The sequence below is a fragment of the Pandoraea pneumonica genome (genome assembly GCF_902459645.1).
Classification (GTDB): Bacteria; Pseudomonadota; Gammaproteobacteria; order Burkholderiales; family Burkholderiaceae; genus Pandoraea; species Pandoraea pneumonica.
This window is the reverse complement of the sequence record NZ_CABPSK010000001.1, coordinates 1,232,274-1,245,599: the sequence shown is the minus strand read 5'-3', so window position 1 is coordinate 1,245,599 and position 13,326 is coordinate 1,232,274. Positions and strand designations below refer to the sequence as shown.

Below are 13,326 nucleotides of genomic sequence, written 5' to 3'. Positions count from 1 at the left end.
TTACCTTAGGGGCTTTTATGACTAACGCAGCACACGACGGCGCCTACGTGGTGCCGTTTGAGCATCTGCGCATGACCGATGTCGAATCGGTCGGCGGCAAGAATGCATCGCTTGGTGAAATGATCAGCCAACTGGCCAGCGCCGGCGTGCGCGTGCCGGGTGGTTTTGCCACGACCGCCTTCGCTTTCCGCGAGTTCCTCCAACACAACAATCTGACCGAGCGCGTTGCCAAGCGTCTCGAGGGTCTGGACGTCGATAACGTCAAGGCGCTCGCAGAAGCCGGTGCCGACATCCGTCAATGGATCGTCGACGCGCCGCTGCAACCGCAGCTCGAAAAAGACATCCGCGAGCAATTCGCACGCATCACGGCCGATCAGCCGGACGCGTCGTTCGCCGTGCGCTCGTCGGCCACCGCCGAAGACTTGCCCGACGCCTCGTTCGCCGGTCAGCAAGAAAGCTACCTGAACGTGGTCGGCATCGAGCAAGTGCTCGATCGCATGAAGCACGTGTTCGCGTCGCTCTACAACGACCGCGCCATTTCGTACCGCGTGCACAAGGGCTTCACCCACGCCGAGGTCGCACTGTCGGCGGGCGTGCAGCGCATGGTCCGCTCGGACAGCGGCGCATCGGGCGTGATGTTCACCATCGATACCGAATCGGGCTTCCAAGACGTCGTGTTCATCACGTCGAGCTATGGCCTGGGCGAGACGGTGGTGCAGGGCGCCGTGAACCCGGACGAGTTCTACGTCTTCAAGCCGACGCTCAAGGCCGGCAAGTACCCGATCATCCGCCGCACGCTGGGCTCGAAGCTCCTGAAGATGGAATTCACGCAGCCGGGCGAGCCGGGCCGTGTGAAGACCGTCGACGTGCCGATGGAACTGCGTAACCGCTACTCCATTACCGACGACGATTGCGCCGAGTTGGCCAAGTACGCGCTGATCATCGAGAAGCACTACGGCCGCCCGATGGACATCGAGTGGGGCAAGGACGGCAAGGATGGCAAGATCTACATCCTGCAAGCACGTCCGGAAACCGTGAAGAGCCAGGCGGCCGGCAAGGTCGAGCAGCGCTTCAAGCTCAAGGGCGACGCACCGGTGCTGACCACGGGCCGCGCCATCGGTCAGAAGATCGGTGCCGGTCCCGTGCGCGTGATCATGGATCCGAGCGAAATGGAACGTGTGCAGCCGGGCGACGTGCTCGTGGCCGACATGACCGACCCGAACTGGGAGCCGGTGATGAAGCGCGCTGCCGCGATCGTCACGAACCGTGGTGGCCGTACGTGCCACGCCGCGATTATCGCGCGTGAGCTGGGCGTGCCGGCCGTGGTCGGCTGCGGCGACGCGACCGACGTGCTCAAGGACGGCGCACTGGTGACGGTGTCGTGTGCCGAGGGCGATGAAGGCAAGATTTACGACGGCCTGCTCGAGACCGAAGTGACCGAGATCCAGCGCGGCGAAATGCCGAAGATCCCGGTGAAGATCATGATGAACGTCGGCAACCCGCAACTCGCTTTCGACTTCGCGCAACTGCCGAACGAAGGCGTGGGTCTGGCCCGTCTGGAATTCATCATCAACAACAACATCGGTGTGCACCCGCGCGCGATTCTCGAGTATCCGAATATCGATGCCGACCTGAAGAAGGCGGTCGAGTCGGTGGCTCGTGGTCACGCATCGCCGAAGGCGTTCTACGTCGACAAGCTGGCCGAAGGGATTGCCACGATTGCGGCGGCTTTCTACCCGAAGAGCGTGATCGTGCGTCTGTCGGACTTCAAGTCCAACGAGTACAAGAAGCTCATCGGCGGTTCGCGTTACGAGCCGGATGAAGAAAACCCGATGCTGGGCTTCCGTGGCGCCTCGCGTTACATCTCGGAAGACTTCGCTGAAGCGTTCGAAATGGAGTGCCGTGCACTCAAGCGCGTTCGCGACGAGATGGGCCTGACGAACGTCGAAATCATGGTGCCGTTCGTGCGTACGCTGGCCCAGGCCGAGCGCGTGGTGGGCATGCTGGCCGACTTCGGTCTGAAGCGCGGCGAGAACGGTCTGAAGCTGGTGATGATGTGCGAAGTGCCGTCGAACGCCATTCTGGCCGACGAGTTCCTCGAGTTCTTCGACGGCTTCTCGATCGGCTCGAACGACCTGACGCAGCTCACGCTGGGTCTGGACCGCGACTCGGGTATGGAATTGCTGGCCAAGGATTTCGACGAACGCGATCCGGCCGTGCGCTTCATGCTGAGCCGCGCGATCAAGGCCTGTCTGGCCAAGGGCAAGTACGTCGGTATTTGCGGGCAGGGTCCGTCGGACCATCCGGATCTGGCCGAATGGCTGGCGAAGGAAGGCATTGCGTCGATGTCGCTCAACCCGGATACGGTTGTCGAGACGTGGCAGCAACTCGCCAAGCTGGCTAAGTAATTACGGCCGAATTGGGTGGCGTCCGGCGCTCGCGTCGGACGGCTCCCAAAAGCTTGCGAGCCCCATGGGACACGTGCGCTGATTGCCACGGTTTCATGCTATAAACCCCGGTAATACACCGGGGTTTTTGCTTTTTGGGGAATAACAATGGAGCAGGCTTGGCTGTGGTTCGGCGTTGCCGGATTGACGGTGGTACTGGAGCTTGCCAGCGGCACGTTCTATCTATTGATGGTCGCGCTTGGCATGTTCGCGGGCGGCATTGCCGCGTTGCTGGGTGTCAGTTGGCCGGGGCAGTTGGTGGCGGCGGCCGTGGTCGCGGCGGTAGCGGTGTGGCTGTTGCGGCGGAGTAAGTTCGGGCGGCGCCGTATCAAGGTGGATGTGACGGCCGATCCGAATGCGAATCTGGATATCGGGCAGCGGCTTCATGTCGAAGCTTGGCAAGCCGATGGCAGTGCACGCACGAAATACCGTGGCGCGGAGTGGGATGTCGAGTTGTTGCCGGGAGAAGCGGCGAGCGCGGGTTGGTTTGTGATTCGCGAAGTGCGTGGCAGCCGATTGTTCGTCGTGCACGAAGTCGCGTAGGAAAAATCGTTGTTTTACTGGCTTGCGGCAGCAAACGCTGCGTTGACCGGTACGATACACGCCCCGTGTTTACGGGTAACGGGGAACTAGCCGGCAGTGTCCGCCGGCGCTTCAGGGGAAACCATGTTCGCTCTATCCAACGTCGCGTTCATTCTGTTCATCATTGCGGTCATCATCGCGGCGCGCTCGATCAAGATCGTGCCGCAACAGCACGCATGGGTGGTCGAGCGTCTCGGGAAGTATCACGCCACGCTCACGCCGGGCTTGTCGATCGTCGTGCCGTTCGTCGATCGCGTGGCGTATAAGCATTTGCTCAAGGAAATTCCGCTCGATGTGCCGAGCCAGATTTGTATCACCAAGGACAACACGCAGTTGCAGGTCGACGGCATTTTGTATTTCCAGGTGACGGATCCGATGAAGGCGTCGTACGGGTCGAGCAACTTCATCGTCGCCATTACCCAGCTCGCGCAGACGACGCTGCGTAGCGTGGTCGGTAAGCTGGAGCTCGATAAGACGTTCGAAGAGCGTGAGTACATCAATCACAGCGTGGTCAATGCGCTGGATGAAGCGGCGTCCAACTGGGGTGTGAAGGTGCTGCGTTACGAGATCAAAGATCTCACTCCGCCTAAGGAAATTCTGCACGCCATGCAGGCGCAGATCACGGCAGAGCGTGAAAAGCGCGCGCTGATTGCGGCGTCGGAAGGTAAGAAGCAGGAGCAGATCAACCTCGCTTCGGGCGCACGGGAAGCGGCCATTCAGAAGTCGGAAGGCGAGCGGCAGGCCGCGATCAATCAGGCGCAGGGTGAAGCGTCGGCAATTCTCGCGGTGGCCGAGGCCAATGCCGAAGCCATCCACAAGATTGCGACGGCCATTCAGACGCAGGGGGGGATGGAAGCGGTGAACCTCAAGGTGGCCGAGCAATACGTCGACGCCTTCAGCAAACTCGCCAAGACCAACAACACGTTGATCGTGCCGGGCAACCTCACGGACATGAGCGGCATGATCGCGTCGGCGCTCAAGATCGTGCGTGGTACAGAAGGCGGCACGACCGGTGGCTCGGGTGGCAGCGGTGGCGCTAGCGGTTCGGGTGGTTCGGGCGGGGTCGCGGGCTTTGGCGGCTCCAACGTTCGCCGCTGATTTTCACCGTCACATGCTGGGACGCTCACATACGCTGATACGCGCACGCGAGTGAAAACGAAAACGGCCCCTAGGGGCCGTTTTTCTTTGGTGCGGATGTTTTCGCAGAAGGGGGCGGGGTCTTGCTCAATCGCGCGCAGGCGTCGGCGTACGCATCAGGCGGGCTTTCTCGCGATCCCAGTCGCGCTGCTTCTCGGTCTCGCGCTTGTCGTGCTGCTTCTTGCCCTTGCCCAGTCCGATCTCGCATTTCACGAGACCTTTGCTGTAGTGAAAGTTCAGGGGCACGAGCGTGTAGCCGCGCTGCTCGACTTTGCCGATGAGTTTCTTGATCTCGTCGGCTTTGAGCAGGAGTTTGCGCGTGCGAACGGGGTCGGGCTTGATGTGCGTGGAGGCCGTCTGTAACGGGCTGATGTTGGCCCCGATCAAAAAGATTTCGCCGTGCTTGACGACGACGTAGCCTTCCTTGATCTGCGCCCGCCCGGCGCGAATCGCCTTGACTTCCCATCCTTCGAGCACGATCCCGGCTTCGTATCGCTCCTCGATGAAGTAGTCGAAGAAGGCTTTCTTGTTGTCAATGATGCTCATGGATCCTTGGCGGGTAACTTGGTCGGACTCGGTGAGTCGGGCTCGGGTAAAATAGCGATTTTAACAAAGAGTCTCGGCGAGGGGCGGCCCACGACGCATACGTACCGATTCTGATTTTGATTCGATACGCTTCGCGCATACGCACACCTTGCCCGACAGACGATGGCCGAAGTCAGCAAAACCGTTCTCGTGCATTTCTCTGCCGAGCAAATGTACGATCTGGTGACCAATGTCGCCGATTACCCCAAATTTCTGCCTTGGTGCGGCGGTGTCGACATTCGGCATCAGGACGAGCACAGCATGGAGGCGTCGCTGATCATCGACTTCAAGGGGCTCAAGCACTCATTCGCGACGCGCAATATTCAGGAGCGTCCGCACTCCATTCAGATGACCTTCGTCGAGGGGCCTTTCAAGCGTTTTCACGGGACGTGGAAATTCACGCCGCTGCGCGAGAACGCCTGCAAGATCGAGTTCGGTTTGCACTACGAGTTTGCGAATTTCCTGCTCGAAAAGGTCATCGGCCCTGTCTTCAGCCATATCGCGAACACCTTCGTCGACGCTTTCGTCAAACGCGCGGAGGCGGTTTATGTCAGCTGAGCTCTCCGTCGAAGTTTGCTACGCGCTGCCCAATGCGCAAACGATCGTTGCGCTGACGTTGCCGCAGGGCGCGACGGTGGGCGAGGCCATCGAGCGCAGCGGTCTGCTGCAAAAATTCCCCGAGTTGGATCTCTCGCGCATGAAAGCCGGTGTGTTCGGCAAAGTGCGCGCGCTCGATGCCGCGGTGCACTCCGGGGATCGTGTGGAGATTTACCGTCCGCTCAAGGCCGATCCGAAGCTCGCCCGTCAGCGGCGTGTCGATAAAGTTCGCAACGAAGGCAGCCGGGAAGGCCAGAAGTGGCTCGGCAGCCGCCGCGGCAGCTAAATCAGGGCGTCCGGCTAGCTTCGCTGCCCGCCAATCAGTGCGCGGGTACGCGAGGGGCGGGGCATCGGTGCCCGAGCGCCGTAGTTTTCAGTGCGCGGAACCCCGAGCATGCAGCCGCACGGACGCGCTCACCCCGGCCAGCAGCAGGACAACGGCCGCCAATTCCAGCAAACGCGGCAGCCGGTGCTCGTAGATGAAGCCGTAGACCAACGCAAACAGCGTTTCAAACACGATCATCTGACCGGACAGCGTAAGTGGCAGACGTCGGCTGGCCGCGTTCCAAAAGGCATTCCCGATGGTCGAGGCACCAATCGCCACGGCAATGTTCACGATGATGAACATCTGCCAGTCGCGTGGCACGTCGGCGGCCACCGGGTGCGGCAGCAGCACCGCAGGCACGGCCAGCACGAGCGCCAACACGCCGGTGGCCACCCCCGTCAGCAGCGACCATTCCTGACTGGTGAAATGGCCGAATCGAGCCAGATAGCGTGCATTCGCGACCGCATACCACGTCCAACTCACCAGCGCGCCGACGGCACAGAGAATACCGAGCAGCGTAAGCCGCCAGTCGCCACCGCTGGCCGACGCATGCGCAAACACATCCACATTGATGCAGACGATGCCTGCGGCCACCAGCGCCAGCGGGCCTGCGAGCCTCGACAGGGGCAGGGCGCCGTGATCGCGGCTGCCGACCAGCGTCACCGTCACGGGCAGTACGCCAACGATCAGTGAGGCCGGGGCAATACCGGCCATTTGCACGGCACCGGCCAGAAAAAGGTAATAAATCAGATTTCCGACCAAACTCAGGCGGAAGAGCGCCCGCCAGTCGTTGCCCGTGACCGAATGTCGCAGGCGCGTCCAAAGCGGGGCGAGCAGCAGCGCCGATACGAGGCCGTAGAGCACGTAGCGCGCGGCCGACAATTCCAGGGGAGAGAAGCCGGGGAGCAGGCGGGGGGCGAGAAACACCAGTCCCCACAGGGCGCCTGCCGCCAGTCCGAAAGAAATGCCTTGGCCCATGAAATTCGCGTGATTCGTACCATCCGAGAGGGCGCAAGAATAGCATGGGGCTTGCGGGCGCCGATTGTGGAATCCGGCAGTCGGCGGGCGTTGGCATTTGATCGGGGAAAAAGCCCCTTGACATATGGGGTAGACGTGCCATCCCGCGCGCGATTTCTGTATAATTCGGTTTTGCGCCTATAGGATTTGCCATGCGTCTGATCCAAAAAGCACTCACTTTCGATGACGTGCTCCTCGTCCCGGCGTACTCCGCCGTTCTCCCGCGCGACACCAGCCTGAAAACCAAGCTCACGCGCAACATCACCTTGAATATGCCTTTGCTGTCGGCCGCCATGGATACGGTGACCGAAGCGCGTCTGGCCATTGCCATGGCGCAGCAAGGCGGTATCGGCATTATTCACAAGAATTTGAAGCCGGCCGAGCAGGCGCGCGAAGTCGCCAAGGTCAAGCGTTTCGAGTCTGGCGTGGTGCGCGACCCGATCACGATTCCGCCGCATATGAAGGTGCGCGACGTGATGGCGCTGTCGGCCCAGCATGGCATTTCCGGCTTCCCGGTTGTCGAAGGCGCGCAACTCATCGGTATCGTCACCAACCGCGACCTGCGTTTTGAAAAGCGCCTGGACGAGCCGGTGCGCGCGATCATGACGCCCAAGGACAAGCTGATCACGGTGCCTGAAGGTGCGTCGCCGGCCGATGCCGAACATCTGATGCACAGCCACCGCCTTGAGCGCGTGCTGGTCGTGAACGATGCGTTCGAGCTGCGCGGCCTGATGACCGTCAAGGACATCACCAAGGCAACCGAACACCCGCTCGCGAACAAAGATGAACACGGCAAGCTGCGCGTTGGCGCGGCCGTCGGCGTTGGCGCAGACAACGAAGAGCGCGTCGAGCTGCTCGTCGCGGCTGGCGTGGACGTCATCGTGGTGGACACGGCTCACGGCCACAGCCAGGGCGTGTTGGACCGCGTGCAATGGGTCAAGAAGCATTTCCCGCAAATTGAAGTCGTCGGCGGCAACATCGCCACGGCAAGTGCCGCACTGGCGCTGGTCGAGCATGGCGCAGACGCCGTGAAGGTCGGTATCGGTCCGGGCTCGATTTGCACGACGCGTATCGTGGCAGGCGTTGGCGTGCCGCAGATCACTGCGATTGCCAACGTGGCCGAAGCACTGAAGGACACTGGCGTGCCGCTGATCGCGGACGGCGGTATCCGTTACTCGGGCGACATCGCCAAGGCACTGGCTGCCGGCGCGCACACCGTGATGATGGGCAGCATGTTCTCCGGTACGGAAGAAGCGCCGGGCGAAGTGTTCCTGTATCAGGGGCGTTCGTACAAGAGCTACCGCGGCATGGGTTCGGTGGGCGCGATGAAGGATGGCGCGGCCGACCGTTACTTCCAAGACCCGGCCAACAACGCCGACAAGCTCGTGCCGGAAGGCATCGAGGGCCGTGTGGCGTATAAGGGTAGCGTGCTGGCGATCATTCACCAGTTGACTGGCGGTATCCGCTCGTCGATGGGATATCTGGGTTGCCCGTCGATCGAAGACCTGCATAACCGTGCGGAGTTTGTGGAAATCACGTCGGCCGGTATGCGCGAGTCGCATGTGCACGATGTTCAGATCATGAAGGAAGCCCCCAACTACCACGTGGAGTAATTGCCCATGAAGGCCATGTTGCGTACGGTACTGTTCCTCGATGCGGCGTTGAATCTGGCACTTGGCGTGCTGTTGATTGCGTCGTTCTGGTCCTCGCTGTATGCAGCCATCGAGGTGCCTGCGCCATCGCCCGTGCTTTATGCGCAGGCGCTTGGCGTGGCATTCATCGGTGTGGCCTGGCTGCAATGGCACGCCACCGTGAATGGCCAGTTGACGTCCACCGTTGCGAAAGTGACGGGGCATATCAACTGGGTCATCGGTGCGTTCGTGCTGGGCTGGCTGATTTCCGGGCAGTTGCCCGTCACCGGTGGTGGCAAGTTGTTGATGCCAGCGCTGGGGGGCGTGTTGCTCGTGATTGGCGCAATTCTCGTCAAGCTGGCCTCCAGCGTACGCACGAAAGAGCGTGTGAAGGCGGCACAGCAGTCCAATGAGCGGGTGCGTGGCGGCGTCGTGACCGACGGCGCACGGCGTGATTTACGCGATGCCCGCGACACCGCTCAGTACGACTACCCCGATGCCCGGGCCGATGAGGCCCGAGGCACGCGCGCTGAGCCGCGCATGGAGACGCCTCACGGTGGCTCCAACCCCGCCACGCCGGTCGCGCCTGTGGGCGCCACCGGCATTGTCACGCCCGTGCCTTCCGCCACGGCGCCGACGTCCAACGAATCCACTTCATCCGTACCTCACGATGCACGACAAAATCCTCATTCTTGACTTCGGCTCGCAAGTCACCCAGCTCATCGGACGCCGCGTTCGCGAAGCGCACGTCTACTGCGAGATTCACCCGAACGACGTGACGGACGAATTCATTCGTGAATTCAATCCGAAGGCCGTCATTCTGTCGGGCAGCCATGCGAGCACGTACGAAGATCAGGATCTGCGCGCGCCGCAGGCCGTTTGGGATCTGGGCGTGCCGGTGCTGGGCATTTGCTACGGCATGTTCGCGATGACGGTGCAGTTGGGCGGTCAGGTCGAAGCCAGCGATCATCGTGAATTCGGTTACGCGGAAGTGCGTGCGCATGCGCATACGCCGCTGCTCGAAGGGATCGAGGATTTCCGGACGGCCGAAGGCCACGGCATGCTCAAGGTGTGGATGAGCCACGGCGACAAGGTCACGGCGCTGCCGCCGGGCTTCGAGCTGATGGCATCGACGCCGAGCTGCCCGATCGCGGGTATTGCCGACGTGTCGCGCAACTACTACGCGGTGCAGTTCCACCCGGAAGTCACGCACACCGTGAAGGGCCGCGAGCTGCTGGAGCGCTTTGTGCTCCAGATCGCGGGTGCGAAGCCGGATTGGATCATGCGCGACCACATCGAAGAGGCCGTGAAGGCCATTCGCGAGCAAGTGGGCGATGAGGAAGTGATTCTGGGTCTGTCGGGCGGTGTCGATTCGAGCGTCGCGGCGGCGCTGATTCACCGCGCGATTGGCGATCAGCTGACGTGCGTGTTTGTCGATCACGGTCTGCTGCGTTTGAACGAAGGCCAGATGGTGATGGAGATGTTCCAGGGCCGTCTGCACGCGAAGGTGGTGCACGTGGACGCTTCGGAGCAGTTCATGGGTCACTTGAAGGGCGTGACCGATCCGGAGCAGAAGCGCAAGATCATCGGCCGCGAGTTCGTGGAAGTGTTCCAGGCGGAAGCGAAGAAGCTGAAGAATGCGAAGTGGCTGGCACAGGGCACGATCTATCCGGACGTGATCGAGTCGGGCGGCGCAAAGACGAAGAAGGCGACGACGATCAAGAGCCACCACAACGTGGGCGGTCTGCCGGAGACGCTGGGTCTGAAGCTGTTGGAACCGCTGCGCGACCTGTTCAAGGATGAAGTGCGTGAGCTGGGTGTGGCGCTGGGTCTGCCGCACGATATGGTGTATCGCCATCCGTTCCCGGGCCCGGGTCTGGGCGTGCGTATTCTGGGCGAAGTGAAGTTCGAATACGCTGAGTTGCTGCGCCGTGCGGATGCGATTTTCATTGAAGAACTGCGCAACACGGTCGAGCCGAACAGCGGCAAGACTTGGTATGAACTGACGAGCCAAGCGTTCGCCGTGTTCCTGCCGGTCAAGAGCGTGGGCGTGATGGGCGATGGCCGCACGTATGAGTGGGTTGTGGCACTGCGCGCGGTCCAAACGCAAGACTTCATGACGGCCCACTGGGCGCACCTGCCGCACGACCTGCTCGGCAAGGTATCGAACCGCATCATCAACGAAGTGCGTGGTCTGAACCGAGTTGTTTATGACATCTCGGGCAAGCCGCCTGCGACGATTGAGTGGGAATAACCGTCCCGGTTTGAACGAAAAAACGGCTTGGCATTTGCCAAGCCGTTTTTCTTTCTGAGCGTGAGGCGAACAGCCACACTCGGATTAACCGTCACCCGCCCGCCGCCAACGCCCGCAACATCACCGCCACCTTATCCTTACTCGTGACTTGCACTCGCGAGATCAGTGCGTGATCGACGTGCGCAAGGCCGTAGGTGCGTGAGATATCGCTTTGCATCCGTTGCCAAAGATGCGTCGTCATCTCCGCATCGACCATAGCGCGGTGAGCGCGTCCGGTTTGCGGCAGTTGCAGCAGGGCGGCCAGGCTCGATAGCCGGTGATTCGGCGCGTTCGGATAAATCCGGCGCGCCGTGAGCATGGTGCAAGCAAACGCGTGATTGGCCGATGCCCCGAGCAAGGCCAGCTCAGCCTGCCAAAACCGCTTATCGAACCCCGCGTTGTGCGCGACGACAGGGCAATTCCCCACAAACGCCACCGCCTCGCGCATCACCTTCGACACGGGCGGAGCCGACGCAATCATCTCGTTCGTGATCCCCGTCAACGCCACGACGTCGGACGGAATTCGCCGTCCTGCATTCATCAGGCTCTGATAGCGATCGACGATGTGACCGTCACGCCACAACACCACCGCAATCTCGGTCGCCCGGTCGCCTTGTGTCGGCGACAACCCGGTGGTTTCGAAGTCAAGCACTGCAACTGTCTGCATCCGTATCTCAATCAGAATTCAGGGATTACCAACCACTCAGCCAAATGCCGAGTCAAATATTCATCAACGCCAACGTCGCCCGCGACAGCTCGGAATCCGGCCGATTCAGCTCGTTGACCACTTCGAAGTGGTTCGCGCCTCTCACCTGAAACACCCCCGCGAGGCGCGCGCGACCGGCCAGGGCATCGGCAAGCTCCCGATTCTGGCGCTTGAACTCCGGGCTTTCCAACGTCCCCCAAGCCACCAGCGCCGGGCAATTGGTTTTATCCAATTGCTTGATCGGGCTGAATTCAACCACCTGTGCTGCGCTGAGCTTCACATACGACCCGCGCACCGACTGCACCACCGGCGCAAGGTCGCCCATCCCGCTCATGACCACGCCGCCCTTGAGCAATTGCGCCGGCGCGCCATGCGCCTTCCAGTCAGTCGTCAGCATCACCGCCGTGAGATGTCCGCCGGACGAATGCCCCGAGACATAAATTCGCTCGGGGTCGCCGCCAAAACGCCGTGCATTGGCACCGACCCAAGCCAGCGCACGACGGCACTGATCGACCATGCCCGGCAGCGTGTTGCCCGGCATGTTGTCGAAATTGATAGCGACATAAATGGCGCCCGCGCCAACGAACGTCGGTGCCGGACCGGAACTATCGTCCTTAGAGAGCATCTGCCACGCGCCACCGTGAATAAACACCATGACCGGCAAATTGCGTGCGCCCTGTGGAGCAAACACGTCGAGGTTCTCCGACGGCTTGTTGCCATACGCATAGGTCGTAGGCGGCAACTTCTGCCGCACTTCCTCACTCGTGCGTGTGTACCCCTCGATGACTTGCTTGGCGTTGGGTGCCCACACGGTCTGCGTATAGGCGTCGTCCAACTGTTTCTGCGTGTAATCGAGAAAGACCTTCTTATCCGCGTCCTGTGCGTGGGCGAACGGGGACATCGATGCGGCAGCCATGGCGCCTAACCCATAGCGGACAAACTGGCGTCGGTCGATCATGAAGGTCTCTCATCGCGCGTGGAATGCGGCAGATTCTATCAAAGCGGCCATTCGAAAAGCTGAGCGCGTTGTTCTGGCCCACATGGCTTGGGTGGTATCGAAAGCCGCCAATGGAAAAGCCCCGCTGGTCCAAGACCTAGCGGGGCTTTTTCACGGCGCAAGCGCGCTTGAATCGAATCGAGACCGCGCCTAAACCGAGCCTAATCCGAACCTAAACCGAGCGCGTCAGCCCGCCGTCGACTCGAATGTTCTGGCCGGTGATGTAGCCGCCGCCCTCAGATGCGAGGAAGGCCACCGTCGCGGCAATTTCCTCGGCCTTGCCGTAGCGTTGCATCGGCACGCTGTCGCGGCGCGTGTCTTGCTGCGGCAGGCTGTCGATCCAGCCCGGCAGGATGTTGTTCATCCGCACGTTGTCTTTCGCGTACTTGTCGGCGAACAACTTCGTGAACGACGCGAGACCCGCGCGAAACACGGCCGACGTCGGGAACATGTCGCTCGGCTCAAACGCCCACGCCGTCGAAATGTTGATAATCGCGCCCGAGCGTTGGCTTTGCATGATCGGCGTCACCAGACGCGTCGGACGAATCACGTTCATCAGATACGTATCCATGCCGCGATGCCAATCGTCGTCGCTGATTTCGAGAATCGGTGCGCGCGGGCCGTGCCCGGCGCTATTGACCAACACGTCAATGCGCCCCCAGCGAGAGACCGCCGCATCGACCAGTTGTTGAAGCGATTCCACCGACTGATTCGACCCCGTCACGCCCACGCCGCCCAACTCGGCCGCCAGCGCCTCGCCTTTTCCTGACGACGACAGAATGCCGACCTTGTAACCGTCCGCCGCCAACCGGCGTGCCGCTGCCGCACCCATGCCACTGCCGCCTGCCGTCACCAACGCCACTTTTTCTACAGTCATCCTGATATCCTCCGGAAGCGTCAGCTGCCGCCACCATGGCGCGCCGACTCTCGAAATTCATGGGTGAAAGCGTAACATCGCCCGCGCTCGCCGATGCACTAGATTTCAACGCTAGATACAGTAGAAAAACTA

Annotated in this window: 12 protein-coding genes and 1 pseudogene; 8 read left to right on the top strand and 5 right to left on the bottom strand. The window is 61.4% G+C overall.

Going from position 1 to position 13,326, the window contains the following annotated elements:
• Positions 1–17: 17 nt before the first annotated feature.
• From ppsA to PPN31114_RS05385, 3 genes are all read left to right on the top strand, one after another.
• Positions 18–2,408: a phosphoenolpyruvate synthase gene (gene ppsA / locus PPN31114_RS05395; protein ID WP_150678415.1), complete on the top strand. Its 2,391-nt coding sequence runs from the start codon at positions 18–20 to the stop codon at positions 2,406–2,408.
• Positions 2,409–2,555: 147 nt separating this feature from the next.
• Complete coding sequence (locus PPN31114_RS05390; RefSeq protein ID WP_150678414.1) at positions 2,556–2,990, top strand: NfeD family protein; 435 nt, start codon at positions 2,556–2,558, stop codon at positions 2,988–2,990.
• A 123-nt stretch (positions 2,991–3,113) separates the two neighbouring features.
• Positions 3,114–4,127, top strand: a complete 1,014-nt coding sequence (locus PPN31114_RS05385) for an SPFH domain-containing protein (protein WP_150678413.1) — start codon at positions 3,114–3,116, stop codon at positions 4,125–4,127.
• A gap of 126 nt (positions 4,128–4,253) precedes the next feature.
• Here PPN31114_RS05385 and smpB read toward each other — a convergent pair.
• Positions 4,254–4,715, bottom strand: a pseudogene (gene smpB / locus PPN31114_RS05380) (SsrA-binding protein SmpB); the annotation flags it as partial.
• A 159-nt stretch (positions 4,716–4,874) separates the two neighbouring features.
• Here smpB and PPN31114_RS05375 point away from each other — a divergent pair.
• Both PPN31114_RS05375 and PPN31114_RS05370 read left to right on the top strand, forming a co-directional pair.
• The gene (locus tag PPN31114_RS05375; protein WP_150678411.1) at positions 4,875–5,309 is read left to right on the top strand and encodes a type II toxin-antitoxin system RatA family toxin; all 435 of its coding nucleotides are present in this window, start codon (positions 4,875–4,877) and stop codon (positions 5,307–5,309) included.
• Positions 5,299–5,634: an RnfH family protein gene (locus PPN31114_RS05370; RefSeq protein ID WP_150678410.1), complete on the top strand. Its 336-nt coding sequence runs from the start codon at positions 5,299–5,301 to the stop codon at positions 5,632–5,634. Before PPN31114_RS05375 ends, PPN31114_RS05370 begins: the two co-directional genes overlap by 11 nt.
• A gap of 87 nt (positions 5,635–5,721) precedes the next feature.
• Here PPN31114_RS05370 and PPN31114_RS05365 read toward each other — a convergent pair whose 3' ends face one another.
• Entirely contained in the window at positions 5,722–6,651 is a 930-nt protein-coding gene (locus PPN31114_RS05365) for a DMT family transporter (RefSeq protein WP_150678409.1), read from the bottom strand.
• 191 nt (positions 6,652–6,842) lie between these two features.
• Here PPN31114_RS05365 and guaB point away from each other — a divergent pair, with 191 nt between their 5' ends.
• Genes guaB through guaA form a run of 3 tightly spaced genes read left to right on the top strand, consistent with a single transcriptional unit; the run spans position 6,843 to position 10,575 of the window.
• Positions 6,843–8,303, top strand: a complete 1,461-nt coding sequence (gene guaB, locus PPN31114_RS05360; protein WP_150678408.1) for an IMP dehydrogenase — start codon at positions 6,843–6,845, stop codon at positions 8,301–8,303.
• A gap of 6 nt (positions 8,304–8,309) precedes the next feature.
• The gene (locus PPN31114_RS05355; protein ID WP_150678407.1) at positions 8,310–9,017 is read left to right on the top strand and encodes a hypothetical protein; all 708 of its coding nucleotides are present in this window, start codon (positions 8,310–8,312) and stop codon (positions 9,015–9,017) included.
• Positions 8,992–10,575 carry a glutamine-hydrolyzing GMP synthase gene (guaA, locus tag PPN31114_RS05350; protein WP_150678406.1) on the top strand — a complete coding sequence of 528 codons (1,584 nt, stop codon included), beginning with the start codon at positions 8,992–8,994 and terminating at the stop codon, positions 10,573–10,575. Before PPN31114_RS05355 ends, guaA begins: the two co-directional genes overlap by 26 nt.
• Positions 10,576–10,666: 91 nt before the next feature.
• On the opposite strand, the gene PPN31114_RS05345 is transcribed toward guaA, so the two are convergent.
• The 3 genes from PPN31114_RS05345 to PPN31114_RS05335 all read right to left on the bottom strand — a co-directional run bounded on the left by PPN31114_RS05345 (position 10,667) and on the right by PPN31114_RS05335 (position 13,194).
• Positions 10,667–11,281 (bottom strand): 3'-5' exonuclease, encoded by a 615-nt coding sequence (locus PPN31114_RS05345; RefSeq protein WP_150678405.1) that lies wholly within the window; start codon positions 11,279–11,281, stop codon positions 10,667–10,669.
• Positions 11,282–11,333: 52 nt separating this feature from the next.
• Positions 11,334–12,278: an alpha/beta hydrolase gene (locus tag PPN31114_RS05340; RefSeq protein WP_217426920.1), complete on the bottom strand. Its 945-nt coding sequence runs from the start codon at positions 12,276–12,278 to the stop codon at positions 11,334–11,336.
• Positions 12,279–12,489: 211 nt separating this feature from the next.
• A complete protein-coding gene (locus PPN31114_RS05335; RefSeq protein ID WP_150678404.1) occupies positions 12,490–13,194 on the bottom strand; it encodes an SDR family oxidoreductase in 705 nt (234 codons plus the stop codon).
• Positions 13,195–13,326 lie beyond the last annotated feature (132 nt).